This window comes from Streptomyces sp. ADMS (assembly GCF_033441795.1).
Lineage (GTDB): Bacteria > Actinomycetota > Actinomycetes > Streptomycetales > Streptomycetaceae > Streptomyces.
Genome location: NZ_JAVFVX010000036.1, coordinates 33,978 through 59,916, shown reverse-complemented (window position 1 = coordinate 59,916; position 25,939 = coordinate 33,978). Strand labels below are relative to the sequence as shown.

25 protein-coding genes and 1 pseudogene are annotated in these 25,939 nt (G+C 68.5%); 14 read left to right on the top strand and 12 right to left on the bottom strand.

All coding sequences use genetic code 11. The features are described 5' to 3' along the window. Window positions 1-165: 165 nt before the first annotated feature. From RB628_RS17865 to RB628_RS17845, 5 genes are all read left to right on the top strand, one after another. A complete protein-coding gene (locus tag RB628_RS17865; RefSeq protein WP_318321453.1) occupies window positions 166-1,764 on the top strand; it encodes an MFS transporter in 1,599 nt (532 codons plus the stop codon). 93 nt (window positions 1,765-1,857) lie between these two features. Next, the gene (locus RB628_RS17860) at window positions 1,858-2,550 is read left to right on the top strand and encodes a TetR/AcrR family transcriptional regulator (RefSeq protein ID WP_318321452.1); all 693 of its coding nucleotides are present in this window, start codon (window positions 1,858-1,860) and stop codon (window positions 2,548-2,550) included. A 299-nt stretch (window positions 2,551-2,849) separates the two neighbouring features. Next, on the top strand, window positions 2,850-3,830 hold the full coding sequence (locus tag RB628_RS17855; protein ID WP_412180679.1) for an endonuclease/exonuclease/phosphatase family protein: 981 nt from the start codon (window positions 2,850-2,852) through the stop codon (window positions 3,828-3,830). A gap of 109 nt (window positions 3,831-3,939) precedes the next feature. Beyond that, a complete protein-coding gene (locus RB628_RS17850; RefSeq protein WP_318321450.1) occupies window positions 3,940-5,208 on the top strand; it encodes an MFS transporter in 1,269 nt (422 codons plus the stop codon). 335 nt (window positions 5,209-5,543) lie between these two features. Next, the gene (locus RB628_RS17845) at window positions 5,544-6,116 is read left to right on the top strand and encodes a dihydrofolate reductase family protein (protein WP_318321449.1); all 573 of its coding nucleotides are present in this window, start codon (window positions 5,544-5,546) and stop codon (window positions 6,114-6,116) included. A gap of 242 nt (window positions 6,117-6,358) precedes the next feature. Here the strand turns inward: RB628_RS17845 and RB628_RS17840 are convergent, their stop codons facing one another. From RB628_RS17840 to RB628_RS17825, 4 genes are read right to left on the bottom strand one after another with little or no spacing between them, the layout of a single operon-like run. Beyond that, window positions 6,359-6,559 (bottom strand): hypothetical protein, encoded by a 201-nt coding sequence (locus RB628_RS17840; protein WP_318321448.1) that lies wholly within the window; start codon window positions 6,557-6,559, stop codon window positions 6,359-6,361. After that, window positions 6,556-6,723, bottom strand: coding sequence for a hypothetical protein (locus tag RB628_RS17835; RefSeq protein ID WP_318321447.1), 168 nt, complete (start codon window positions 6,721-6,723; stop codon window positions 6,556-6,558). Before RB628_RS17835 ends, RB628_RS17840 begins: the two co-directional genes overlap by 4 nt. A 32-nt stretch (window positions 6,724-6,755) precedes the next feature. Further along, window positions 6,756-7,208: a hypothetical protein gene (locus RB628_RS17830; RefSeq protein WP_318321446.1), complete on the bottom strand. Its 453-nt coding sequence runs from the start codon at window positions 7,206-7,208 to the stop codon at window positions 6,756-6,758. Window positions 7,209-7,213: 5 nt separating this feature from the next. Then, the gene (locus RB628_RS17825; RefSeq protein ID WP_318321445.1) at window positions 7,214-7,726 is read right to left on the bottom strand and encodes an ATP-binding protein; all 513 of its coding nucleotides are present in this window, start codon (window positions 7,724-7,726) and stop codon (window positions 7,214-7,216) included. 302 nt (window positions 7,727-8,028) lie between these two features. Here RB628_RS17825 and RB628_RS17820 point away from each other — a divergent pair, with 302 nt between their 5' ends. From RB628_RS17820 to RB628_RS17800, 5 genes are all read left to right on the top strand, one after another. After that, the gene (locus RB628_RS17820) at window positions 8,029-8,898 is read left to right on the top strand and encodes a helix-turn-helix transcriptional regulator (RefSeq protein WP_318321444.1); all 870 of its coding nucleotides are present in this window, start codon (window positions 8,029-8,031) and stop codon (window positions 8,896-8,898) included. Between the two features lie 29 nt (window positions 8,899-8,927). Next, entirely contained in the window at window positions 8,928-9,128 is a 201-nt protein-coding gene (locus RB628_RS17815) for a DUF397 domain-containing protein (protein WP_318321443.1), read from the top strand. A gap of 140 nt (window positions 9,129-9,268) precedes the next feature. Then, entirely contained in the window at window positions 9,269-10,120 is an 852-nt protein-coding gene (locus RB628_RS17810; protein WP_318321442.1) for a hypothetical protein, read from the top strand. Next, the gene (locus tag RB628_RS17805) at window positions 10,121-10,828 is read left to right on the top strand and encodes a hypothetical protein (RefSeq protein WP_318321441.1); all 708 of its coding nucleotides are present in this window, start codon (window positions 10,121-10,123) and stop codon (window positions 10,826-10,828) included. A gap of 57 nt (window positions 10,829-10,885) precedes the next feature. Further along, on the top strand, window positions 10,886-11,341 hold the full coding sequence (locus RB628_RS17800) for a hypothetical protein (RefSeq protein WP_318321440.1): 456 nt from the start codon (window positions 10,886-10,888) through the stop codon (window positions 11,339-11,341). Between the two features lie 220 nt (window positions 11,342-11,561). On the opposite strand, the gene RB628_RS17795 is transcribed toward RB628_RS17800, so the two are convergent. The 4 genes and pseudogenes from RB628_RS17795 to RB628_RS17780 form a co-directional block, all read right to left on the bottom strand. Beyond that, the gene (locus tag RB628_RS17795; protein WP_318321439.1) at window positions 11,562-13,316 is read right to left on the bottom strand and encodes an NAD+ synthase; all 1,755 of its coding nucleotides are present in this window, start codon (window positions 13,314-13,316) and stop codon (window positions 11,562-11,564) included. A gap of 130 nt (window positions 13,317-13,446) precedes the next feature. Next, window positions 13,447-13,689 (bottom strand): annotated as a pseudogene (locus RB628_RS17790) (IS200/IS605 family accessory protein TnpB-related protein); the annotation flags it as partial. 70 nt (window positions 13,690-13,759) lie between these two features. Further along, window positions 13,760-14,383: a DUF305 domain-containing protein gene (locus RB628_RS17785; RefSeq protein ID WP_318321438.1), complete on the bottom strand. Its 624-nt coding sequence runs from the start codon at window positions 14,381-14,383 to the stop codon at window positions 13,760-13,762. Next, window positions 14,380-15,057 carry a DUF3105 domain-containing protein gene (locus tag RB628_RS17780; protein WP_318321437.1) on the bottom strand — a complete coding sequence of 226 codons (678 nt, stop codon included), beginning with the start codon at window positions 15,055-15,057 and terminating at the stop codon, window positions 14,380-14,382. Before RB628_RS17780 ends, RB628_RS17785 begins: the two co-directional genes overlap by 4 nt. Before the next feature lie 325 nt (window positions 15,058-15,382). On the opposite strand from RB628_RS17780, the gene RB628_RS17775 reads away from it, so the two are divergent. Then, window positions 15,383-16,744: a glutamine synthetase family protein gene (locus RB628_RS17775; RefSeq protein WP_318321436.1), complete on the top strand. Its 1,362-nt coding sequence runs from the start codon at window positions 15,383-15,385 to the stop codon at window positions 16,742-16,744. A 74-nt stretch (window positions 16,745-16,818) separates the two neighbouring features. Here the strand turns inward: RB628_RS17775 and RB628_RS17770 are convergent, their stop codons facing one another. Next, a complete protein-coding gene (locus tag RB628_RS17770) occupies window positions 16,819-17,265 on the bottom strand; it encodes a VOC family protein (protein WP_318321435.1) in 447 nt (148 codons plus the stop codon). A gap of 43 nt (window positions 17,266-17,308) precedes the next feature. Continuing rightward, a complete protein-coding gene (locus RB628_RS17765; RefSeq protein WP_318321434.1) occupies window positions 17,309-17,824 on the bottom strand; it encodes a pyridoxamine 5'-phosphate oxidase family protein in 516 nt (171 codons plus the stop codon). Window positions 17,825-17,998: 174 nt separating this feature from the next. Between RB628_RS17765 and RB628_RS17760 the strand changes: the two genes are divergently transcribed. Next, on the top strand, window positions 17,999-21,004 hold the full coding sequence (locus RB628_RS17760) for a bifunctional [glutamine synthetase] adenylyltransferase/[glutamine synthetase]-adenylyl-L-tyrosine phosphorylase (RefSeq protein ID WP_318321433.1): 3,006 nt from the start codon (window positions 17,999-18,001) through the stop codon (window positions 21,002-21,004). 43 nt (window positions 21,005-21,047) lie between these two features. Here the strand turns inward: RB628_RS17760 and RB628_RS17755 are convergent, their stop codons facing one another. Next, window positions 21,048-21,929 carry a phosphatase PAP2 family protein gene (locus RB628_RS17755; RefSeq protein WP_318321432.1) on the bottom strand — a complete coding sequence of 294 codons (882 nt, stop codon included), beginning with the start codon at window positions 21,927-21,929 and terminating at the stop codon, window positions 21,048-21,050. 133 nt (window positions 21,930-22,062) lie between these two features. Further along, the gene (locus RB628_RS17750) at window positions 22,063-23,097 is read right to left on the bottom strand and encodes a LacI family DNA-binding transcriptional regulator (protein WP_318321431.1); all 1,035 of its coding nucleotides are present in this window, start codon (window positions 23,095-23,097) and stop codon (window positions 22,063-22,065) included. 440 nt (window positions 23,098-23,537) lie between these two features. Here RB628_RS17750 and RB628_RS17745 point away from each other — a divergent pair, with 440 nt between their 5' ends. Both RB628_RS17745 and RB628_RS17740 read left to right on the top strand, forming a co-directional pair. Next, window positions 23,538-24,812: an extracellular solute-binding protein gene (locus tag RB628_RS17745; protein ID WP_318321430.1), complete on the top strand. Its 1,275-nt coding sequence runs from the start codon at window positions 23,538-23,540 to the stop codon at window positions 24,810-24,812. 112 nt (window positions 24,813-24,924) lie between these two features. After that, window positions 24,925-25,929, top strand: coding sequence for a sugar ABC transporter permease (locus RB628_RS17740; RefSeq protein WP_318321429.1), 1,005 nt, complete (start codon window positions 24,925-24,927; stop codon window positions 25,927-25,929). The last annotated feature ends 10 nt before the right edge of the window (window positions 25,930-25,939 follow it).

Here is a 25,939-nt window from a genome sequence, read left to right as displayed (position 1 = left end):
CGCCCACCCGCGTCGCCCACCCGCGTCGCCCACCCGCGTCGCCCACCCGCGTCGCACTCCCGAGGTGCTAACCGGCGTTGCACACGGACCGCGCCGCGCTTAAGGTCTCGGTAAAGAATCCAATACGAGACGGTCTCGTATTGAAATAGCCCTAGGCTTGCCGACATGACGACTCCTGCCGGCCCACCCGCCCCCGGCCCCCGGATTTCCGAGGCCGTGCACCGGCGACGCTGGGTGATCCTCGGCGTGCTCATGCTCAGCCTGCTGATCGTGGTGCTCGACAACTCCATCCTCAACGTCGCCATCAAGACCATCTCCACCCCGGCCCCGACCGGCCTGGGTGCCACCCAGAGCGAGCTGGAGTGGGCGATCAACGCCTACACCCTCGTCTTCGCCGGCCTGCTGTTCACCGCGGGCATCCTCGGCGACCGGCTCGGCCGCAAGAAGGTGCTGCTCGGCGGTCTCGCCGTGTTCGGTCTCGGCTCCGCCCTCGCCGCCTTCGCCGGCTCGCCCGTCGAACTGATCCTCTTCCGGGCCGTGATGGGCCTCGGCGCCGCCTTCGTGATGCCCGCCACCCTCGCCGTCCTCATGAACGTCTTCGAGCGCGAGGAGCAGCCCAAGGCCATCGGTATCTGGGCCGGCGGGGTCGGGCTCGCCATCGCCATCGGGCCGATCACCGGAGGCATCCTCCTCGACCACTTCTGGTGGGGCTCCGTCTTCCTCATCAACGTACCGATCGTGGTCGTCGCCCTCGTACTGATGACGGTCCTGGTGCCTGACTCCCGCGACCCGAAGCCCGGTCGTATCGACCCCGTCGGGGTTCTGCTGTCCGTCGCCGGGCTTGTGCTGCTCGTCTACGGCATCATCAAGGGCGGTCAGCTCGGCGACTTCGCAGACCCGCAGGTACTGGCGACCATCGGTGCCGGTCTCGCCGTGCTCGTCGGCTTCGTGCTGTTCGAGAAGCACAGCCACCACCCGTCCGTCGACGTGACGTACTTCCGCGACAAGACCTTCGCGGGCGCGATGTCCGTCATAGCGCTCGTCTTCTTCGCACTCATGGGCGTGACGTTCTTCTCGGTCTTCTACACCCAGAGCGTGCGCGGCTACTCCCCGCTCCAGACCGGCCTGCTGATGCTGCCGCTGGCCGCCGCACAGCTGATCTTCGCGCCGCGCGCCCGGCTGGCCGTCGACCGTTTCGGCAACCGGGCCACGACCACCGCCGCCATGCTCCTGATCGCCGCGACCCTGGCCGCGTTCGCCACGTTCGAGGCCGACTCCCCGATTTGGGTGCTGGAAGTCGTCTTCTTCCTCATGGGCACCGGTATGGCGCACATCATGACGCCGGCCAGCGTCGTCATCATGCAGGCCCTGCCCCGTGAGAAGGCAGGCTCCGCATCCGCGCTCAGCAACACCTTCCGCCAGGTCGGCGGCGCGCTCGGCATCGCCGTACTCGGCTCCGTCCTCTCGGCGGTCTACCGCAGCGACATCGAGGACAAGCTCGGCGCGCTGCCCGCCGACGTACGGCACACCGCGGGCGAGTCCATCGAGGCCACGCTCGGCGTCGCCGCGAAGCTCGGCCCCCGCGGCGAGGCCCTGGTCGGCCCCGCCAACGACGCGTTCCTGCACGCGATGCACATCACCGCGCTGTGCGGCGCGGGCGTCGCCGTCCTCGGCGCACTGGTCGTCGCCCTGTGCCTGCCGGGCCGCCCGGCCGCGCCCCAAGAGGGCGAGGACGAGGCGAAGTTGGTGCCCGCGGACCACTGAGCAGCGGGGAGAATCACCGCAGACCAAGGACCCAGGACGCAGAACGTTCGCAGGACGCGGAACGTTCGCATGACGAGGAAAGGAGCAGGTCGCGTGAACCTCGCCGACGGCCCGGCCGGCCGGACCACCACCGATCGGAGCCCCACCGATCGGAGCCCCACGGATCGGAGCCCCGGCGATCGGCCCGCCACGGATCGGACCACCACCCGTGGCCGCCCCCGGAGCGAAGCCGTGGAACGCTCCATCATCGAGGGCGTGATGCAGCTCGTGGAGGAAGGCGTGCCCCTCGCGGACATCTCCATCGAGCGGGTGGCCCGTACCGCCGGTGTCGGCAAGGCCACCATCTACCGCCGCTGGCCGGGCAAGGAGGAGCTCTTCGTCGAGGTCATGCGTGTCATGGAGCCCGCGGACCCGGAGCTGCCCGGCACGTCCACGCGCGACGACCTGGTCGTCCTGCTGGAGGCGCTGCGCCGGCGCGGACTGGTCAACCGGTCCTCGGCGTTCCTGCACAACGTCCAGGCCCAGATGAAGAGCAGCCCCAAACTCTGGGCCGCCTACCACGCCACCGTCATCGAACCGCGCCGTCTGCGCGGCGCCGAGCTCTTGCGCCGCGGCCAGCGCAACGGCGAGATACGCCCGGACCTCGACGCCTCGATGATGTACGACCTCTTCCTCGGCCCCATGCTCCTGCGCGTCGTACTGCGCCCCGAGGTGGATCTGCCGGAGGGCCTCGCGGAGCAGATCGTCGACACGCTGCTGGAAGGTCTGCGGCCGGTCGCCCCGTAATCGGCAGTTTGTACGCCCGACGGACCGCCCGGCGCTCGACTGTGCGTGTTTCGTCACAGAGGCCGTCCACCGGACGGGAACCGGAACTGGTCGCGCCGACTTGTTCGTCATCGTCCCCGTACGGCCGTCCTGGGACGGCGAGAACGGAACCGATCATCCCCTAGGGTCTTAGAGGCGGGGGGACGGACGGTGTGCACAGCAGGTTGTGAGGCGACGGTATGGCCCAGCAGGCGTACATGACGGAGACGGACAACGGAGGCTCGGCACCCGAGCGCCGGGGACCCCGGCTTCGGCGCCTGATGAGCCGTCTGGTGGCCGGCTGGCGGGGCGACCCGAGAATCTGGCGCCGGGGCCTGATCGTCGCGGCGCTGGCACTGCTGCTGGCCCTGGTGATGCTGCTGCACGCGCAGATCCCCAACCGTATCGGCAACCTCGGCAGCCTCACCGAGACGTTCCTGCCCTGGTTCGGCATCGTCCTCGTACCGCTGCTGCTGGTCCTGGCGCTGATCCGGCGCTCCGCGACCGCGCTGATCGCGGTACTGCTGCCCACGTTGGTCTGGTTCAGCCTCTTCGGCGGACTCCTCGGCAGCAACGCCGGCACCGGCGGCAACCTGACGGTGGCCACCCACAACGTCAACGCGGAGAACCCGGACCCGTCCGGCACCGCCCGCGAGGTGGCCGGCTCCGACGCCGACGTCCTCGCCTTGGAGGAGCTGACGGAGACGGCTGTCCCGACATACGCGAACGCCCTCGCGTCGACGTACAAGTACCACTCGGTGCAGGGCACCGTCGGCCTGTGGAGCAAGTACCCGATCAGCGTCTCCCGGCCCGTGGACATCAAGCTGGGCTGGACCCGCGCGATGCGCGCCACCGTGGCGACACCGGAGGGACCGGTCGCGGTGTACGTCGCCCACCTCCCGTCGGTACGGGTGAAACTGGAGGCCGGGTTCACGGCCCGTCAGCGCGACCGGAGCGCGAACGCGCTGGGCGAGGCGCTCTCCGACGAGAAGCTGACGCGCAAGATCCTGCTCGGCGACCTCAACGGCACGATGAACGACCGCGCGCTGAACGCGGTCACCGCCCAGATGCGCTCGACGCAGGGCGCGTCGGGCAGCGGCTTCGGGTTCAGCTGGCCGGCGTCCTTCCCGATGGCGCGGATCGACCAGATCATGGTGCAGGGCGTGGAACCGGTCAGCTCGTGGTCGCTGCCGCGCACGGCGAGCGACCACCTGCCGATCGCGGCGAGGGTGAGGATTCCCTCGTCCGCAACGGGCTCGTAACGCGGGAGAACCCCGCAGGAATACCGGGCGTGGCAGCGTTTGTTCCGTACTTGAACATAAACTGTACGGACCTACGCCCGCCGCACCCTTCGAAAGGCCCCGCGCTCTCATGTCCCGGCCCACGCCGACCACCCTGTCCGCCCGCAGGACCACACCCCTGGCCCTGCTCGCCCTCGCTGTGGGTGCTTTCGGCATCGGCACGACCGAGTTCGTGATGATGGGCCTGCTGCCGGACGTCGCAGGCGACCTGGGCATCTCGATCCCGTCCGCCGGGCACCTGGTCTCGGCGTACGCGCTGGGCGTCGTCATCGGCGCCCCGCTGCTCGCGGCGGTCACGGCCCGGATGCCGCGCCGGAAGGTCCTGATCGGCCTGATGGGCCTGTTCATAGCGGGCAACGCGCTTTCCGCGTTCGCACCGACCTACGACTACCTCCTGGCCGCCCGCTTCCTGAGCGGGCTGCCCCACGGCGCCTTCTTCGGCGTGGGCGCGGTGGTGGCCACGACGATGGTGGCCCCGGAGCGCAAGGCACGCTCGGTGTCCCTGATGTTCCTGGGCCTGACGGTCGCGAACGTGGTCGGCGTCCCGGTGGCGACGGCGATGGGCCAGCAGCTGGGCTGGCGGGCCACCTTCCTCGGCGTGAGCGTGATCGGCGTGGCGGCGATAGCTGCGCTGGCACTGCTGATCCCGGATGCGCGGGTGGAAACACCGGTGGCAGGCCTGCGAGGCGAACTGGCCGCGCTGAGGTCGCTGCCGGTCTGGCTGGCCCTCGGTACGACGGTGGCGGGCTTCGGCGCCCTGTTCTCGGCGTACAGCTACATCACGCCGATGCTCACGGACTCCGCCGGCTACGCCGACTCCAGCGTCACCCTCCTGCTGGCCCTGTTCGGCGTGGGAGCGACGATCGGCAACCTGCTGGGCGGCCGCCTCGCGGACCACGCGATGCGGGGCACGCTGTTCGGTGGCCTGGTGTCGCTGATCGTGGTGCTGGGCGCGTTCCCGCTGCTGATGAGTACGCCGTGGAGCGCGGCGCTGGCGGTCATGCTGCTGGGAGTGGCGGCGTTCGTCACGGGCTCCCCGCTCAACCTGATGGTGATGGAGAGGGCGTCGACGGCCCCGTCCCTGGCGTCCTCGGCGAACCAGGCGGCCTTCAACCTCGCGAACGCCGGGGGAGCGTGGGTGGGCGGTCTCGCGTTGGCGACGGGATTCGGCGTGACGTCTCCGGCGCTGGTCGGAGCGGGGCTGGCGGTACTGGGGCTGGGTGTCGCGGGGGTCGCGTACGTGGTGGACCGGCGCGGAGTGAGGGTGACTCCGTCGGCGGGCCGGGAGCGGTTGGTGGCGTCGCACGTGCCCGCGCAGGCGGAGAAGGTGCACCACTGAGGGGTGCTTTCCCCCACCCGCCCGTTGCCGGTCCGTTCGCCGGGCGCCGTCGAACTCCTCGACGCCGCCCGGCATTTCCCACCCACCCGGCGCCTTGGGGCGCCGGGCCGCTCAGCCTTCCTTCTCACCTCCCGCCCCCGCCGCTTCTTCGGTCAAGGCCGGGGCAGCCGCCTTTCCCCGCCCGCGCCGCCTACTGAGGCGGACGCATGGGCAATCGTCGTCGCGTTCGTGGCCGATGGCCGATGGCCGATGGCCGATGAGTTTCACCGCGCCCCGGAGTCAGTAAGTGAGAATCGGCTGAGAACCAGCCACGAGACACCCCCAGGAGCCCCGGGATGCGCACCCTGATCAGTACCGCTTTCGTCTCGCTCGACGGCGTAGTGGAGGCCCCGGGCGGCGAGCCCGGTTACCGGAACGCTGGCTGGACCTTCAAGGACATCGAGTTCCTCCCGGAGGCGTTCGAGATCAAGGACCGGGAGCAGAAGGAAGCCGCCGCGATGCTGCTGGGTCGCGTCAGCTACGAATCGTTCAGCTCAGTCTGGCCGGACATGGAGGACTTCGCGGACTACAAGGTGATGCCGAAGTACGTCGTCTCCACCACCCTCACCGAGGGCGACCTGGTCCCGAACTGGGGCGAGACCACGATCCTGCGCTCGCTCGACGACGTCGCCGCGCTGAAGGAGACCGAGGGCGGCCCGATCATCATCCACGGCAGCGCCACCCTCACCCGCGACCTCTCCGACGCCGGCCTCATCGACCGCTACCACCTGCTGGTCTTCCCGCTGCTGCTCGGCGCGGGCAAGCGCCTGTTCAGCGCCACGGACAAGGACACCCAGAAGCTGAAGCTCGTCGAGTCCGAGACGTACGCCAACGGCCTGCAGAAGAACGTCTTCGACGTCGTCCGCTGACGTCGTCTCCGACTCGTCGCCTAGTGAGAGTCCGAACTCCTGTACCCGCCCTCAGCCCTCACTCGCTCCGTTGACCGGGACCGGACTCAGATGGTGGCAACAGCACGTGCACACCAGATAATGCAGTCCCGGAATACCGCTCTCCCGGGGCTCCGCGTCCTGGCACCGGTCATGGGTGCCGATGGTGCAGAGGCTGGACAGGTACGGGGGTTCCGGAGGCCAGGTCGGCTGCGGGGTGTGGGTCACTCGTCCTTCCCCCGGTCGGTGTCGGTCATGGGGTAGAGCGGGATCACGTTCCAGGTGGCCCCCCATGGGTCCCGGTGGTCGCCGTTGTGCCCGTGGGGGAGGACGCACGCGCCTACCTCGCTGAGGATCGGAACGCGGTAGAACAGGGAGGCACGGACCGCCCCGCACCGGTTGGTGGGCGTCGATGGCGTGGTCATCGATCGCCTCCGGCGTAGGCGTGGCGGTAGCTCGCCCACAGTTCCCGCCCGCTCTCGCAGCCGTCCTGTGCTTTGCGTACGCGCTTACAGCCGTCGACGCACTTGCGGGTGTGCTCGTGCCACAGGCGGTAGGCGCGCAGCATGGGCAACTCTGCCTGCCTCACGGCCGCACTGACTCTGGTACCCCTTGCGCCGCTCATCGGACGCCATTCCCGGCCGGGACCGTGTGGATGGCGAGGCTGTCGAGGTCGAGACGGAAGTGGGCCGACAGCACCAGGACGCGCCGTCGCCTCCACCTCAACACCCGTTCCCGTGCCGTCCAGTACGGCCGTACACGGGCCGCACACAGTGCCGTGACCGCTTCCGCAGCCAGGCACTCGGTGAGGGCGGGCAGATACGGCCGTGACAGGCGGGACGCCGAACCGTCCAGAGGTGCCCGGTCGGTGCTGTACGGCGACCGGCGCGAAGGCGGCACCCGTGCGGAGAGGATCGGGTAGTCCCCTACGTTCTTACTGGTCGCGACAGTTCGAACTGCAATCGGCACCTTGTGGCGGGTGCCGGTGCCGGTGGCGGGCAGCAGGAGGGGCAGGCCCCAGAGGGCCAAAGCCACCAGTGCCCATTGCAGAGCCCCAGCGCTACGCTCGGCCATGTTCATCAACTCCCATGCGGTTGGTGGGCCACGCCCCCGGACGGTCGCCGAGTCGCGGGGGGTCTCTGTTCGCTGTTCGGGGCGGTGTTCACGCACACTCCTCTGGGGATCGAGAGGGAGCACCACGTCACCTCTCCACCGCGACTGACGCCCCACTCGCGCGCGATGGCGGCGACGATCAACAGCCCTCGGCCGCTCTCGTCGTCGTGCCCTGCCACGCGGGGTTTGGCCAACTTCGGGGTTCCGTCGGCGACTTCGACACGCAATTCGTCGGCGTACAGCTGCTGTACGCGGAGGTTCACCGAGGCGCCATCAGAGTGCTGGATGGCATTGGTGACCAACTCGGAGACGACCAGCGTCGCGGGTTCGATCATCGAGGGCAGATCCCACAGGCGCAGATGGGCGGCAGTGATCCTCCGTATGTGCCGGACGCGGGAGTAGGCGGGGGCGAAATACACCTCGAAGGCATGGAGCACGGCTGGCTCTGTGGCCGACAGGGCTTGTGAGGTCTTGCGCATGGTGCCCTCGCATCGTCGCTGGTGGTTGGGTGCTGCTTGCCGTACGGCCCCGAAGCCTCGTTCGGACCTGCCCCGCGCGCCCCGAGACGGCCGCTCTGGATCAGCGCGCTCAACTACCGTGCCGCGTGTGCGATTTACTGTGCAAGCTCAATTGTGGTGACGCTAAAATTGGCACATGCCCAAGCATGGGCAGGGGGTTGTTCAATGAGATGCAGAGGGTGGCACGCTCAGGGACAGGCCACCCGACGGCACTGAGCACAGGGCACGTTGAGCACCGGCAGGGTTGGGGAGAGGATTACGCAGTGGCAGCAAAGCGCGGAGCGACCTTCCGACGCAGGGAATTGGGCAAGGAGCTGCGCAAGCTCAGGGACAGGAAGGGTGAGACGCTCCAGGAGGTGGCCAATGCGCTCGGGTTCTCCCACACGAAGCTCGCGCGAGTGGAGATCGGCGAGAACGACCTGCCGCGTGTGAGTGACCTCGAAGGCCTCATCGACCACCTCGACATCGACCTCCCCCATGAAGACCGGGAGCTGCTGCTCCAACTGCACCGGGAGTCGTTGAGCAAGGAGCCGTGGATGCCGTACAAGGCGTTCATGCCGTCGAGGATGCCGACGTTCCGTGGCCTGGAGCAGGACGCGAGGGTGATGCGCGCCTGGCAGCCGTCCTTCGTCTTCGGACTGCTCCAGACGGAGGAGTACGCCAGCGCTCTGTACCGGATCGCGAAGCCGGTCGACGAGACGACGAGCGAGTACGTGGAGCAGAACGTTCGGCTGAGACTGGAGCGGAAGGAGCTGATCACCCGCTCGGAAGATCCGCTGGAACTGCGCGTCATCATGGACGAGACAGCGGTCCGACGGATGGTGGGCGGCCCCGAGGTGATGCGCGCTCAGTACGAGGAGATCGCGAAGTTGGGCGAGCTCGAGAACGTGACCGTCCAGATCCTGCCTCACGACGTTGTGACGTACCGCACGGAATCCAACTTCATTCTGCTGGACTTCTCCGAGACACTCGACCCTGTGGTGGAGGTCGACATGCCCAACACGATCAGCGTCACCGACGAGCGGCGGGATGTTCAGAGGCACATCCGCCGCTTCGACGCCATGCGCGACAGCGCCCTTCCCCCGGCTCGCACAGCCGGGTTCCTGGAAGCCCTAGCACGAGAGTGGACGTAGCCATCATTACCAAGATCACGGCCCTTGAAGTGGCCGACGAATCCGCCTGGTTCAAGTCCTCGTACAGCAACGACACGGGTGGCGCGTGCGTCGAGATAGCGGCGTGTGCCGACCACGTCGGCATCCGCGACTCGAAGGACAGAACCGGCCCCGCACTCGTCGTGCCGACTGAGGCCTGGGCCTCGTTCGTCGGCCTCGTGCACGCCGGGGATGGCGCATATCCCGTGTGACGACACCCTTGGCCCGACGTCGCCGTAACTCGAAGGCGCCGTCGGGCGAAAGTCGAGCTGTCAGTTCGAACAGCACCAAGACGCTGTCGTCCTGGCATGGGGTGCTCGACGGAGACGGCCGGCCGCAGCGGGTAGACCAGGTGCGGAACAACACCGGCGGCACCACGGCCAAGTCGGAGTACTACACCTACGACGAGGTCGGCCGACTGCGGAGCAACTGCTCATCCGCTACCAAGGCCGACAACTGCCCGTCCAGTTCGCCGACCACGACCTACACCTACGACAAGGTCGGCAACCGCCTGACACAGACCGCCCCCAGCAGCAGTACCGCCTACTTCTACGACATCGCGGACCAGCTCACCAAGGCAGTCACCGGCACCAGTACCACGAACTACAGCCACGATGCCGATGGCAACCGGACCACTGACGGAATCGATGCCCTCGCCTACGATGGCGCCAACCGTCTGAAGTCGAAGGGAACGACCACCTACACGTACGACGTCGACGGCAACCGCGCCACCTCGGTCAAGAACGGCACCACCACGTCGTACGCCTGGGACATCAACAACGAACTCCCGCTGCTGGCAGGGGAAAGCACTGGTTCCGGTGGCTGGTCGGCCGCCTACACCTACAACGAGCTCGGCCAGATCGAATCCACCAAACAGCCGCAGGGCACCTTCTACTACCACCACGACCTGATCGGCACGGTCACCGACCTCACCAACTCCACCGGCAGGGAAATCGCCAACTACACCTTCGGACCGTTCGGCGAGAACCCCACGAACCTGAACCTCGGGGCGGAGGACGCACCGCTCAACCGCTTCGGGTTCACAGGCGAGTACACCGACCAGACCATCAGGAACGACTTCGACGCGGTCGCCACCAGCATCAACCTACGGGCCCGGAACTACGATCCGAACACGGGCCGCTTCACCAGCCGCGACCCGTACGTCCCCGACGCGAGCACGCCCTACACGCAGGCCTACGCCTAGGTGGAGAATGCGCCCACCAGCCGCACCGACCCGAGCGGCATGTGCAGCATCACCACGCAGATGAAGGACCTGTTCACAGGCAAGTGGGGCTGGGGCAGCAACTGCGTCCAGGAGGACCGCGAGACCGCGCCGCAGCACCCGGCGGTCCAGTCTGCGAAGGCCATCTCCGACAAGGTCACCAGGGGAGCCGTCGAGGCAACGGGCCAGGCGAGCCTCGGCTTTCTCGACGGCCTCACGTTTGGCGCCTTCACCTCCCTCAGCGGTGCCCAGGTCACCTGCCAGCCGATGTACAACGCCGGCCTGTACGCGAGCATGGTGCCCTTCCCCGTAGGGGGAGGAAAGCACCTTGCCCTCGAAGGGGCTGAACACGTCACTGTCTCCGTCTGGACGAGGATTGCTGCCATGCAACCCGTGTACGCAAGCACGGTGCTGCCGAGGTCGTTCAACCTGCTGACCGCGGGTGGCCGCCAGGTCTGGGTGCATCCGAACGCGACGAAGCACATGGTCGAAGAGATCATGTACAACGCGTTCTCGCGCAATCTGAAGACCGAGGAGCTGTTGGTCAGCCTGACCAGAGCAGTAGATGCGGCGACCGCGAATGGCATGCAGTACGGTCGGAGGGTTCTCAGCCACGGTTGGGAGCTGATCATTGTTCCGGCAAAAGGTGGGGGCAATCCAGTGCTGAAGCATGCGCGAAGGCTCGGGTGACAGCGGATGCCGTTCACAATTCTGGGAGTAGGTCCGAATCGGGAGTTCCACGTCGAGGTGGACGAGTACGTCCCACTGACCGTTCAATGGGCGGGTTACTCGCGCCTCCGGGACGCACCGCGATCTGTGGTGCTCGACATCGGGGATTCCCTGGTCGAGATCAAGCCAGACCGGAACGACGGCGAGGTGGTGGAAGTCGTGCTGGTCGAACTAGTTCGACCAGAGTGCTTCGACGACTTGCTCGATATTGCCGAGACGACCGAGATTGAGATCAATCCTGGTGTCCCGTGCGTGTCGTTCGACGAATCCGACCAGGAAGATTCCGAGGGGAGCGTGCGCCTGTACACAGACGGTTTGCGGATTCGCTTCGCGGGCGGGCGGGCGGTAAGGAGAGTCGGTGACATGAAAGCGATGTTTGGCTTCTCCGATCTGGGGCATCTGGTCGAGTTCGCTGTGAGGCTTGAGCCTGACCTGATGGCTCGGTTGCGGGCGTTGTGCGATGGGGCCAGGTAAGCGGGCACATCGCCGAAGACACCTCCCGTGTTCATCGAACACGGGAGGTGTCTTCTGGTCATCGCCAAGCCGACGCCCACCGCGTGGTCCGACCGACGCTGGTGGTCGCGTTCGAGGAGCCCCACCGCGAGGTGATCGGCAAGATCGCGGCAGCCGAACCGGTGCTCGGAGGACTGCTGTCCGCATGCCTCGCCAAGCAGCCCGCGCGAGCCCCCGCCCCCTACACCGACTCCCGCCACCCATTGGTAATAGGCAGCCGCCGATCCTTCCCGAACCCCTTCGCCGAGATCTTCGTCCCCGGCGGATACTGCCGCCGCTTGTACTCCGCCGTGTCCACCATGCGCAGCACCCGCGTCACCAACTCCGCGTCGTACCCGGCCGCGACAATCGCATCGGCACCCGAGTCCCGGTCCACGTACAGCTCGAGAATCGCGTCCAGCACCGGATAGTCCGGGAGCGAATCCGTGTCGATCTGTCCCGGACGCAACTCCGCACTCGGCGGCTTGGTGATCGAGTTCTCCGGGATCGGCGGAGTCTGGCCCCGCTCCTCCGCCGCGCGGTTGCGCCACTCCGCCAGGCGGAAGACCGACGTCTTGTACACGTCCTTGATCGGGCCGTACGCGCCCACCGAGTCGCCGTACAGCGTCGAGTAACCCACCGCCAGTTCGCTCTTGTTTCCCGGCGCCAGGACGATGTGGCCCTCCTGGTTGGAGATCGCCATCAGCATCGTGCCTCGCAGCCGTGACTGGAGGTTCTCCTCCGCCAGGCCCGTCAGGCCCAGCGAGTCCATGTACGCGTCGAACATCGGCGCGATCGGCACCGTACGGAGGTTCAGGCCCGTCCGCTTCGCAAGTTCCGCCGCGTCGCCGATCGAGTGGTCGGACGAGTACTTGGACGGCATCGCCACCCCGTACACGTTCTCCGCGCCCACCGCGTCGCACGCCAGCGCCGCCACCAGAGCCGAGTCGATACCGCCGGACAGGCCGATCAGGACCGACCTGAAGCCGTTCTTCGCCACGTACGCCCGCAGGCCCACCACCAGCGCCGAGTACATTTCCTCGTCGTCGTCCAGGCGCTCCGCGTACGCGCCCGTCAGCTCAGGGGCGTACGCCGGCAGCGGCTCCTCGGACACCACGACACGATCGATACGCAGACCGTCGTCCACCACCCCCTCCGGAGCGTCGGCCAGGGCCGCCGGAAGGTCCAGGTCCAGGACCACGCAGCCCTCCGTGAACTGCGGTGCCCTCGCGATCACCTCGCCGTCCCTGTCCACGACGATCGAGTCGCCGTCGAAGACCAGCTCGTCCTGGCCGCCGACCATCGCCAGGTACGCGGTCGTGCAGCCCGCCTCCTGGGCACGCTTGCGGACCAGCTCCAGGCGCGTGTCGTCCTTGTCGCGCTCGAACGGGGAGGCGTTGATCGAGAGTAGGAGGTTTGCCTTCGCGGAGCGCGCCGCCGGTACCCGGCCGCCGTCCTGCCAGAGGTCCTCGCAGATCGCGAGCGCCACGTCGACGCCGTGCACGCGCAGTACGGGCATGGTGTCGCCCGGCACGAAGTAGCGGAACTCGTCGAAGACGCCGTAGTTGGGGAGGTGGTGCTTGGCGTACGTCAGGAGCACCTCGCCGCCGTACAGGACGGCGCCCGCGTTGCGCGGGGAGCCGGCCGGGCGGCCGAACTTCGGCAGGTCGCTCTCGGAGCGGTCGAGGTAGCCGACGACCACCGGCAGCTCGCCGAAGCCCTCGTCGGCGAGGCGCGCGGCGAGCGAGCGCAGGGCCGCGCGGGACGCCTCCACGAAGGAGGAGCGCAGGGCGAGGTCCTCGACGGGGTACCCGGTCAGCACCATCTCCGGGAACGCGACGAGGTGCGCTCCCTGCTCGGCGGAGTGCCGGGTCCAGCGGAGGACCGAGTCCGCGTTTCCGGCGATGTCGCCGACGCGCGAGTCGATCTGGTTCAGGGCGAGGCGTAGTTGAGGCACGCCGCCAAGTGTAATCGTCAATGCGACGCGATGGGGTGGCGGAGAGGTGTGGGTCACCCCACGTCCCTCCGCCCCGGGTGACCGTCAGTACCTTCCTCAGTGGCGGTACGACTCCACGTAACCGTTCCTGGAGACCGAGCGGGAGTGAGTCCTGTTGCCAGGACCCATGCTCAGCCGAACGCCCCGGACGGTGTTGGGCGTTCTGGTTGCCCGTGTTCGTTCCGCGTCCGGGCCCGACGGACCGTGTCCGTGGTCCGGGGATGCGGGGGCGGGTTCCCTCACGCCCAGGAACACCCATTCCGGCCTGGACGGTCCGATGCCCCTGCTCATCTCTCCGGTGAGCAGGGGGTGGTGTCGTCCGTCGCTGGTCTGGGGCGTACGCCACGTACACCCCAACCATCCGGCTGACCCGCTTCCTTCCAGAAAAGGGCCCAGAAAAGGGTCTAGGAAAGGGCCTTGGCGCCGCGCTCCTTCAGCATCCCCGCCATCAGGGAGATCTCCGACTCCTGCGCGTCGACCATGCCCTGCGCGAGCCGCTTCTCCACCCCCACCTCGCACCGGTCCACACACCCCTCGGCCATGTGGACACCGCCCTGGTGGTGCTCGGTCATCAACTGGAGATAGAGGACCTCGGCCTGCTTGCCGCTGAGCTTGCCCAGCTTCGTCATCTCGGTGTTGGTCGCCATGCCCGGCATCAGCGCGCCGTCCTTGCCGTCGGCCATGCCCGCCATGTCCATCCAGGACATGGGCGCGGCCGAGGACACCTTCGGCAGCTCCCACAGATCGAGCCAGCCCAGCATCATGCCGCGCTGGTTGGCCTGCGTCTGCGCGATGTCGTAGGCGAGCCGCCGGACTTCCTCGTCGTCCGTCCGGTCGCGCACGATGTACGACATCTCGACGGCCTGCTGATGATGGACCGCCATGTCACGGGCGAACCCCGCGTCCGCCGAGTCGGCGGCGGGCGCCTTCATCCCGGAGTCGCCGCCGTCGGCGACCGCGTACGTGATCGCGCCGGCAGCGACGAGCGCCGTCGCGGCGGCACCGGCGATCCAGGGCGCCCGCCTCACTGGGACAGTCCGTTCGTGCAGGCGGCGCCCGGCTCGGGGGTCTGCTCGCCCTGCACGAACTCCTCGAGGAACTTGTCCACGTTCGGGTCGGTGGCACTGGTCACCGTGCGCTGCTTGCCCCACGCGGAGAGCATGATCGGGTCCGCCTGCTTGTCGTCCGGGCTCATCAGCGTGTACGGCGTCTTCTTCACCTTGGCCGCGAGCGCGTCGATGTCGGTCTTCGCCGCCTTGCTGTTGTACGTCACCCACACGGCGCCGTGTTCCAGCGAGTGCACGGCGTTCATGTTGTTGATCGCCTTGGTGTAGACGTCGCCGTTGCAGTTCATCCAGACCGCGTTGTGGTCGCCGCCGACCGGGGGTTCCATCGGGTAGTCGACGGTCTTGGTGACGTGGTTCTGGGTGAGCTTCGTGTCCCAGGTCTTCACACCGTCGGCGTCGGTGACGAACTTGCCCGTGCCCTTGGAGTCGGACGCCGCGGTGTCGCTGTCGTCGGACTGCGACCGCACGAGGACCGCCGCGCCGACGACGAGGCCGGCCACTACGACGACGCTCACACCGATCGTGAGGATCCGGTTCCGGCGCTCTCGCGAGCGCTCGGCGCGCCGCATCTCCTCTATGCGCGCCTTGCGCGCCGCGCTGCCACTGTCATTGGCGCTCTTCTTGGCGGAACCCATGGGATCGATCCTTCTGGGGAAAGGGGCGGTCGGTCGGACGATCGGTCGGTCCTCTGATCGTAATCCGTGGCCACTGATCGTAATCCTCGACCGTCCGCAACGGTTCCGGTCCGGGATCACCCATTACGGATGTCGCCGCGAGCAGGCAAGATGAGGGGCAGAGCAGTACACCTGTCGTACGTGAGGCGTTCAGTCCGAGGTCGGCTGGACGATCAAGGTGCGCAACGTGCATGAAATGCTGTTGTGGTGTGATGCTCAGGTGCCCGACCGCCTTCCGTGGTGCGGGAGACAGGCGGCCTGACCAGCAAGGATGGGGAAGCGGAAGATGGACAAGCAGCAGGAGTTCGTGCTCCGGACGTTGGAGGAGCGTGACATCCGGTTCGTCCGGCTGTGGTTCACGGACGTGCTGGGCTTCCTCAAGTCCGTGGCCGTGGCCCCGGCCGAGCTGGAACAGGCCTTCGACGAGGGCATCGGTTTCGACGGCTCCGCGATCGAGGGATTCGCTCGTGTATACGAGTCGGACATGATCGCCAAGCCGGATCCGTCGACGTTCCAGATCCTCCCGTGGCGCGCGGAGGCCCCCGGCACGGCCCGGATGTTCTGCGACATCCTCATGCCGGACGGCTCCCCGTCCTTCGCGGACCCGCGCTACGTCCTCAAGCGGGCCCTCACGCGCGGCTCCGACCTGGGCTTCACCTTCTACACCCACCCGGAGATCGAGTTCTTCCTTCTGAAGGACAAGCCGCTGGACGGCACCCGCCCGACCCCGGCCGACAACTCCGGCTACTTCGACCACACCCCGACCCACGTCGGCCAGGACTTCCGCCGCCAGGCGATCACCATGCTGGAGTCCATGGGCATCTCGGTCGAGTTCTCCCACCACGAGGGCGCCCCGGGCCAGCAGGAGATCGACCTCCGCTATGCCGACGCGCTCTCCACGGCGGACAACATCATGACGTTCCGCCTGGTCATGAAGCAGGTGGCGCTGGAGCAGGGCGTACAGGCGACGTTCATGCCGAAGCCGTTCTCCGAGCACCCGGGCAGCGGTATGCACACGCACCTCTCGCTCTTCGAGGGCGACCGGAACGCGTTCTACGAGTCCGGCTCGGAGTACCAGCTCTCGAAGGTGGGCCGCTCCTTCATCGCGGGCCTGCTGAAGCACTCGGCGGAGATCGCCGCCATCACCAACCAGTGGGTCAACTCCTACAAGCGCATCTGGGGCGGCTCGGAGCGCACCGCGGGCGCCGGCGGCGAGGCCCCCTCGTACATCTGCTGGGGCCACAACAACCGCTCGGCCCTGGTCCGCGTCCCCATGTACAAGCCCGGCAAGACGGGCTCGGCGCGCGTGGAGGTCCGCTCCCTGGACTCGGGCGCGAACCCGTACCTGGCGTACGCCGTCCTGCTGGCCGCCGGCCTCAAGGGCATCGAGGAGGGCTACGAGCTCCCGCCGGGCGCCGACGACGACGTATGGGCCCTCTCGGACGCGGAGCGCCGCGCGATGGGCATCGAGCCCCTCCCGCAGAACCTGGGCGAGGCGCTGACCCTGATGGAGCGCAGCGAGCTGGTCGCCGAAACGCTCGGCGAACACGTGTTCGACTTCTTCCTGCGCAACAAGCGCCAGGAGTGGGAGGAGTACCGCAGCGAGGTCACGGCCTTCGAGCTGCGGAAGAACCTGCCGGTGCTGTAGAGCGGGCAGGCGAGTGGGCGGGACATTCCCGAGGCCGCAGCGGCGGCCCCGGGAACACACCGGGGAAATGGCCGCTACCGTGCGTCGGCCGCCATCTCCGTCAGGAGCGTGTGCAGCGGCTTCGCCGCCCGTTGCCGGTACTCCTGGATCGCCCAGCCGTTGCCGTCCGGGTCCTTGAAGTACATGAACGTGGCGCCGTCGTCCGGCGTGTACTGCATCGGCTCCGACACCTCCAGGCCGCGTTCCACCAGCTCGGCGTGGGCCGCCTTGATGTCGGCGACGCACAGCTGGAGGCCCTGGTAGGAGCCCGGTGCGGGCGTCGGGCCGTCCATCGTCTCCCAGAGGGAGTCGCTGAGGGCGATCGAACAGCCCGAGCCCGGTGGCGTGAGCTGGACGATGCGCATCCCCGGCATGACCTCCTGGTCGATGTCGACGTGGAAACCGGCCTTGTCGCGGTAGAAGTCACGGGCCCGGTCGATGTCGCTCACGGGCAGCGGGATCACTTCGAGCGTGTACTGCATCGCTGGTCCTCCAGATAGCTTCACGTCGTCCCTGACGGGCGCATCAGCCGAACCGCCACCGAGTCTGGCTGAACGGCTCACCCTTACCGAAGCCGAAAACCGTGCGGGGCGCCACCGAAAAGACCACGGCGTGTCCGGGACCGTGGTGGAAGAACCCGTTCCGCACCTCGAAGTGCCAGAAGCCGCCGTACTTGGTCTCCCAGGCCGTGGCCAGCTCGCGCAGACGGCCGTCGTCCGAGACCCGGACGGCCTCGCCCTCCACCACCAGGTCGTAGCCCTTGTTCCAGGTGCTGGTGCCCGTAGTCAGCACGACCTGCGGGTTCTGTTCGAGGTTTCTCGCCTTGCGCTCCTCGGGGCCCGTGCAGAAGTGCAGTGCGCCGTCCGACCAGACCGCGGGCAGCGGGGTGACGTGAGGGCGGCCGTCGGCCCGCACCGTCGAGATCCAGAAGAGCTCGGCCTCGGCGAGCATCCTTTCCGCGTCGGCCCAGGCGGTCGTGGTGGCGGCGCTGTCGCTGTAGCGGGGATCGAGCCGGGTCTGCGGGGTGGGTGAGCCGGACATGGGGCGGCCTCCTCGACATAGGTGTTCCCGTCTGGGTGCTGACCCCGGGCGGCGGTGGAAATCATCGGTCCGGCCGGTGGACATCACTCCGGTCCGCCCGGCGCTTACCCCGGACTCTCCGGTTAGGCTCGTGCCCGTACGACCTTGATCCGATGGTCCGACGGGAGGCCCGGGATGATGGCGCCGGGGCGCAGGAGCAGTACCTTCACTCGGCTGCTGCGGCACGGCTTCACCGATCCCTCCGCCGCCGAGCGGCTCCTCGACAGCGTGGAACTCGCGCCCATGCGGGACGACCCGGTGCTGCTCGACGCGCTGGGCGCGACCGCCGACCCGGATCTCGCACTGCTCGGCCTCGTCCGGCTCGCCGAGGCGCAGGACGGCCGCACCGCCCGGCACGAGCTGCTCGACACGGTGATAGCGGCCAAACCGCTGCGCGACCGGCTGCTCGGAGTGCTCGGCGCCTCCGCCGCACTCGGCGATCACCTGATCCGGCATCCGCGCGACTGGCAGGCCCTCGTCACCTACGAGCCCCGGGATCTCCATCCCGGAGTGGAGGAGTTCGAACGGGGTCTCGCCGAGGCCACCGACCCCGTGTCACTGCGTGTCGCCTACCGGCGCTGCCTGCTGTCCATCGCCGCCCGCGATGTGTGTGGTACCACCGACATCGCCGAGACCGCCGCCGAACTGGCCGACCTCGCCACCGCGACCCTGCGCGCGGCCCTGGCCATCGCCCGCACCGCCGCGCCCGACGACGCCGCGCAGTGCCGGCTCGCCGTGATCGCCATGGGCAAGTGCGGTGGCCACGAGCTCAACTACGTGTCCGATGTCGATGTCATCTTCGTCGGCGAGGCCGTCGACGGGGCCGATGAAGGCAAGGCGCTGCGCGCCGCCACCCGGCTCGCCTCGCACCTGATGCGGATCTGCTCCGAGACCACCATCGAGGGGAGCATCTGGCCCGTCGACGCCAACCTGCGCCCCGAAGGCCGCAACGGGCCGCTGGTACGCACCCTCAGCAGCCATCTCGCCTACTACCAGCGCTGGGCCAAGACCTGGGAGTTCCAGGCCCTGCTGAAGGCCCGCCCGGTCGCCGGTGACGTCGAACTGGGGGAGGAGTACGTCGCCGCGCTCGCCCCGCTCGTCTGGCACGCCGCCGAGCGCGAGAACTTCGTCGTCGACGTGCAGAAGATGCGCCGCCGGGTCGTCGAGAACATTCCCGTCGCCGAGGTGGAGCGGGAGCTGAAGCTCGGCCCGGGCGGCCTGCGGGACGTCGAATTCGCCGTCCAGCTGCTCCAGTTGGTGCACGGGCGGGCGGACACCTCGCTGCGCAGCGGAACCACCCTGGACGCGCTCAACGCGCTCGCCGCGGGCGGGTACGTCGGGCGCGCGGATGCCGTACAGCTCGACGACGCCTATCGGTTCCTGCGGTCCATGGAACACCGCATCCAGCTGTTCCGGCTCCGGCGCACCCACCTCGTCCCCGAGAGCGAGGCCGATCTGCGGCGCATCGGGCGCTCGTTGGGGCTGCGCACCGATCCGGTCGCCGAGCTGAACCGGGAGTGGAAGCGGCACGCGTCCGTCGTACGACGGCTGCACGAGAAGCTCTTCTACCGGCCGCTGCTCGACGCCGTCGCCCAACTCGCCCCCGGCGAGAGCAGGCTGAGCATCGATGCGGCACGGGAACGGCTGGTCGCGCTCGGGTACGCCGATCCGGCCGCCGCGCTCAGGCACCTGGAGGCGCTGGCCAGCGGTGTGAGCCGGAAGGCGGCCATCCAACGGACGCTGCTGCCCGTCCTGTTGGGCTGGTTCGCCGACTCCGCCAACCCGGACGCCGGGCTGCTCAACTTCCGCAAGGTGTCGGACGCGCTGGGCCGAACCCCCTGGTATCTGCGGCTGTTGAGGGACGAAGGGGCCGCCGCCGAGAACCTGGCCCGCGTCCTGTCGGCCGGGCGCCTCGCCCCCGACCTGCTGATGCGGGCGCCGGAGGCCGTCGCGCTGCTCGGTGACGGCGACGGGGCGGGTGGGCTGGAGCCGCGCGAGCGGGACCACCTGGAGCAGGAGATACTGGCCGCCGTCGGCCGCGCCGGCACCGGCGAACAGGGCGTGTACGCCGCGCGCGGAGTCAGGCGCCGCGAACTGTTCCGTACGGCCGCCGCCGACATCGTCGGCTCCTACGGCACCGAGCAGTCGCCCGCCGAGGCCGACCAGGGCGCCCTGGTGAACCGCGTCGGCGGCGCGATCTCCGACATCACGGCCGCGACCCTGGCCGGAACCCTGCGCGCGGTCGTGCGGGACGGGTGGGGGGACACCCTGCCCACCCGGTTCGCGGTGATCGGCATGGGCCGCTTCGGCGGGCACGAGCTGGGCTACGGCTCCGACGCCGACGTCCTGTTCGTGCACGAACCCCGGGAAGGCGTCGACGAGCACGAGGCCGCCAAGGCCGCGAACGCCGTCGTGTCCGAGATGCGGCGACTGCTCCAGGCGCCCAGCGCCGACCCGCCGCTGCTCATCGACGCGGATCTGCGCCCCGAGGGCAAGTCGGGGCCGATGGTCCGGACCCTGACGTCGTACGAGGCGTACTACCGCCGCTGGTCCCTCGGCTGGGAGTCACAGGCGCTGCTGCGGGCCGAAGTCGTCGCCGGGGACGAGGAGTTGGGGCGCCGCTTCATCGAGCTGATCAACCCGCTGCGCTACCCGGCGCAGGGGCTCGGCGACGACGCGGTGCGTGAGATCCGGCGCCTGAAGGCGCGTATGGAGTCGGAGCGGATGCCCCGCGGCGCCGATCCGACCCTGCACACCAAGCTCGGGCGGGGCGGACTGTCGGACGTGGAGTGGACCGTCCAGTTGCTGCAACTCCAGCACGGGTGGGCCGAACCCGGGCTGCGGACGACCCGTACCCGCGAAGCCCTCGCCGCGGCCTGCGCCGCCGGACTGATCGCCGGGGAGGACGCGGCTGTCCTCGACGAGGCGTGGGTCCTGGCCACCCGGGTGCGCAACGCCGTGATGCTGGTGCGCGGGCGGGCCGGGGACACCTTCCCCTCGGACGGGCGGGAGCTGGGTGCGGTGGGACGGTACCTGGGGTACGGGCCGGGGCATGTCGGCGACATGATCGACGCGTACCGGCGGACCACCCGGCGGGCCCGCGGTGTCGTGGACACGCTGTTCTACGGGGCGTCGGTGTGAGAACGCAAGGTGTGAGAACGCAGGCCCGGCTGTCCCGCCGGGATCATGGTCTGACCGGGAGCAGCAGGCCGCCCTGCCCCCGCGCCGGGACCAGTTTCGGGAGGGCGTAAGGGAGTCTGCCGTACCAGAGGCGGGCCACCGCGAAGCCGAAGGCCAGGCACATGAGGCCGCCCACCGCGTCCAGCCAGAAGTGGTTGGCCGTGGCGACGATCACCACCAGGGTGGCCACCGGGTAGAGGAGCCCGAGCACGCGCACCCAGGGGACGGAGGCCAGGGCGAAGATCGTCAGACCGCACCACGTGGACCAGCCGATGTGCATCGACGGCATCGCCGCGTACTGGTTGGACATGTGCTTGAGGTCGCCGGAGGCCATCGAGCCCCAGGTGTGGTGGACCATCACCGTGTCGACGAAGTCGTTGCCGTTCATCAGGCGGGGCGGGGCCAGTGGATACAGGTAGTAACCGACCAGTGCCACCGCAGTCGTCGCGAAAAGGGTCAGACGTGTGGCCGCGTAACGGCCCGGGTGACTGCGGTACAGCCACACCAGGACACCGAGAGTGACGATGAAGTGCAGTGTGGCGTAGTAGTAGTTCATGCCCACGATCAGCCATGTCACCGAGTTGACCGCGTGGTTGACCGACTCCTCGACGGCGATGCCCAGGGTGTGCTCGGCCTTCCAGATCCAGTCCGCGTTGCGCAGCGCCTCGGCCTTCTGCTCCGGCACGGCGTTGCGGATCAGTGAGTACGTCCAGTAACTGACCGCGATCAGCAGGATCTCGAACCACAAGCGTGGCCGGCGGGGAGCACGCATCCGGCGCAGGAGTCCCCCGGCCACGCGGCCGTTCCCCTCCGCCGTCTCGTCCGGGACGGAGTGCGGTGCGGCCCGGTCGTGGCCTTCCCTTGTCGTCACGGTCGTCTCGCCCATGGACACAGAGTCTGCCAGATACGGTCCCTCACCCAGATCATCCCCTGGTCCTGTCCGACCCGCACGTTCTACGGCAGGGACACGCGGCCCGAACTCCTACCGGGGGATGGCCTGGAACGGGGCATTCTCCACCCTAGGAACGAGTGCGTTCCCCAGGGGCGGAGGCCGTCGAACCCCGGACCACCAGCTCCGGCATGAACACGAACTCGCTGTGCGGGGCCGGCGTACCGCCGATCTCCTCCAGGAGTGTGCGTACGGCGGCCTGGCCCATCGCCGGGACCGGCTTGCGGACCGTGGTGAGGGGCGGGTCGGTGAAGGCGATCAGGGGGGAGTCGTCGAAACCCACGACCGAGACGTCCCGGGGGACCTCCAGGCCGCGCTGCCGGGCCGCCCGTATCGCGCCCAGCGCCATCATGTCGCTCGCGCACACCACCGCCGTGCAGTCACGCTCGATGAGCGCCGCGGCCGCCGCCTGGCCGCCCTCCAGGGTGTACAGCGAGTGCTGGACGAACCGCGACTCGACGTCCTGTGCCGTCAGGCCCAGCAGATCCCGCATCGTCCGGACGAAGCCCTCGATCTTGCGCTGCACCGGCACGAAACGCTTCGGGCCCAGGGCCAGGCCGATGTGGGTGTGGCCGAGGGAGACGAGGTGGGTGACGGCGAGGTTCATCGCCGCTCGGTCGTCGGGGGAGATGAACGGCGCCTGAACCTTGGGGGAGAAGCCGTCGACCAGCACGAACGGCACGCCCTGGGCGCGCAGTTGCTCGTAGCGCTGCATGTCGGCGGAGGTGTCCGCGTGCAGCCCGGAGACGAAGATGATGCCGGCCACGCCCCGGTCGACGAGCATCTCCGTCAGCTCGTCCTCCGTCGAACCGCCCGGCGTCTGGGTGGCCAGCACCGGGGTGTAACCCTGCCGGGTCAGGGCCTGCCCTATGACCTGCGCCAGGGCAGGGAAGATCGGGTTCTCCAGTTCCGGGGTGATGAGGCCCACGAGGCCCTCGCTGCGCTGCCGCAGCCGGACCGGGCGCTCGTAACCCAGTACGTCGAGGGCGGCGAGAACGGACTGGCGGGTGGTGGCGGCGACGCCCGGCTTCCCGTTCAGGACCCGGCTGACCGTCGCTTCGCTCACCCCCGCCTGGGCGGCGATGTCGGCAAGCCGTGTGGTCACAGGGCTGGACTGTACCGGCCGGCCCTCGCCTTGCCCACCGAACGGACGCCGGGCACGGGCTGTCGAACGGCCCGCCGGACGGCCGGACCGGCCGCCCGCCGCTGGGGGTTGCTGCGTCATCGCGCTCCCTCGTGTGTCTGGCGTGTGTCTGATGGGGCGTACATGGCAAGAGCTTGCAGAGTCTTGCATAAGTGTCCCAGATCTCGCTGAGCGGCGGCAAAGTGCGGCAGGGTAAGGGATCTGGCGGTGGTCCGAGGGGTCACGGCGCGGTAACTGTCGTCGGTTCTTGCACTTTTTTTCTGCAAGGTCTTTCGTCGCGCTTGCATGGCTGTTACGTTCACGTCGCCCGGCGGCGGCAACGGCGCGGCCGGCAAGTCGGCGGAAACGGCGGACGGGGCCGTTACCGTCAGTACACGGGCTTTCACCCTCAAGGAGAACTCATGCGGCGTGGCATAGCGGCCACCGCGCTGGTGGCGTCCATCGCCCTCGCGGCGACGGCCTGCGGCGGAGACGACAGCGCCAGTGACAAGGCCGACGGTCCGGTCACCATCACCTGGTGGGACACCTCCAACGCCACCAACGAGGCACCGACCTACCAGGCCCTGGTCAAGGAGTTCGAGGCCGTCAACAAGGACATCAAGGTCAAGTACGTCAACGTCCCCTTCGACCAGGCGCAGAACAAGTTCGACACCGCCGCCGGTGCCTCCGGCGCCCCGGACGTGCTGCGCTCCGAGGTCGGCTGGACGCCCGCCTTCGCCAAGAAGGGCTTCCTGCTGCCGCTCGACGGCACCGAGGCCCTCACCGACGAGGCCAAGTTCCAGCCCAGCCTGATCGAACAGGCCAGGTACGAAGGCAAGACGTACGGCGTCCCGATCGTCACCGACACCCTCGCGCTGGTCTACAACAAGGAACTCTTCGCGAAGGCCGGCCTCACCGAGGCGCCCAGGACCTGGGCCGACCTGAAGACGGCCGCCGCCACCATCAAGACCAGGACGGGCGTCGACGGCTACTGGGGCTCCACCCAGGCCTACTACGCGCAGAGCTTCCTCTACGGCGAGGGCACCGACACCGTCGACGCCGCCGCCAAGAAGATCACCGTCAACTCGGCCGCCGCCAAGAAGGGTTACGGCACCTGGCTCGGCCTCTTCGACGGCAAGGGCCTGCACAAGGCGGACACCACCGCCGACGCCTACGCCCACATCCAGGACGCGTTCGTCACCGGCAAGGTCGCCGCGATCGTCCAGGGCCCGTGGGAGATCACCAACTTCTACAAGGGCGCCGCGTTCAAGGACAAGGCCAACCTCGGCATCGCCACCGTCCCGGCCGGCTCCAGCGGCAAGGCGGGCGCCCCGACCGGCGGCCACAACCTGTCCGTGTACGCGGGTTCGGACGCCGCGCACCAGAAGGCCGCGCTGAAGTTCGTCAACTTCATGACCTCGGCGAAGTCCCAGGAGACCGTCGCCCTGAAGAACTCCACGCTGCCCACCCGCGACGACGCCTACACGGCCGAGGTCAAGGCCGACCCGGGCCTCGCCGGCTACCAGGGCGTCCTGGCCGCCGCCCAGCCCCGCCCGGCGCTGCCCGAGTACAGCTCTCTGTGGGGCCCGCTCGACACCGAGCTGCCGCAGATCGCGGGCGGCAAGGAGTCCCTCGACAAGGGCCTGGCCAACGCGGAGACCGCGATCGCCAAGCTGGTCCCGGACTTCAGCAAGTGACCCCGAGTGGCCGTCGGAACTGCCCGGTCGGACCCGGGGGACAGTTCCGGCGGCCATCGGCCTGTCAGCCGTACCCCCTGATCTTCCAAGATCTTCCAGAAGGTGTCGAACCATGACAGTCGCCATCGACCGCGCGACCGGCAAGCGCCGCGGTGAGCCCGGGCAGCGCCCCGGACGGCTCGATCGTCTCAAGCACGCCTACCAGAAGTACTGGTACGCGTACGCGATGATCGCCCCCGTGGTCGTCGTGCTCGGCGGCCTCGTGCTCTACCCGCTCGTGCGCGGCTTCTATCTGACGCTCACGGACGCCAACAGCCTCAACTCGGCCCGTACGATCGGCGTCAACCACATCGACGCCACCTACAAGTTCATCGGCTTCGACAACTACGCCGACATCCTGTGGGGCGACACCGCGTACGACCGCTTCTGGTCGCACTTCATCTGGACGATCGTCTGGACCGCGCTCTGTGTGGCCCTGCACTACTGCATCGGCCTCGGCCTCGCCCTGCTCCTCAACCAGAAACTGCGCGGGCGCACCTTCTACCGGCTGATCCTGGTCCTGCCGTGGGCCGTGCCCACCTTCGTCACCGTGTTCGGCTGGCGGTTCATGCTCGCCGACGCCGGCATCATCAACTCGATGCTCGACGCCGTGCACCTGCCGTCACCGCTGTGGCTGGAGGACACCTTCTGGCAGCGGCTCGCCGCGATCATGGTCAACACGTGGTGCGGGGTGCCGTTCATGATGGTCTCGCTGCTCGGCGGTCTCCAGTCCATCGACTCCACGCTGTACGAGGCCGCGGACATGGACGGCGCGAACGCCTGGCAGCGGTTCCGGTACGTCACCCTGCCGGGCCTGCGCTCCGTCAGCTCGACTGTCGTACTCCTCGGCATCATCTGGACGTTCAACCAGTTCGCCGTGATCTTCCTGCTGTTCGGCAACACCGCCCCGGACGCGCAGATCCTCGTCACCTGGGCCTACTACCTCGGCTTCGGCCAACAGCCGCGCGACTTCGCGCAGTCGGCGGCCTACGGCATGCTGCTGCTGGCCATCCTCGTCGTCTTCACCTCCTTCTACCGCCGCTGGCTGAACCGCGATGAGCAGCAGCTCGCGATCTGAGGCAGGAGCT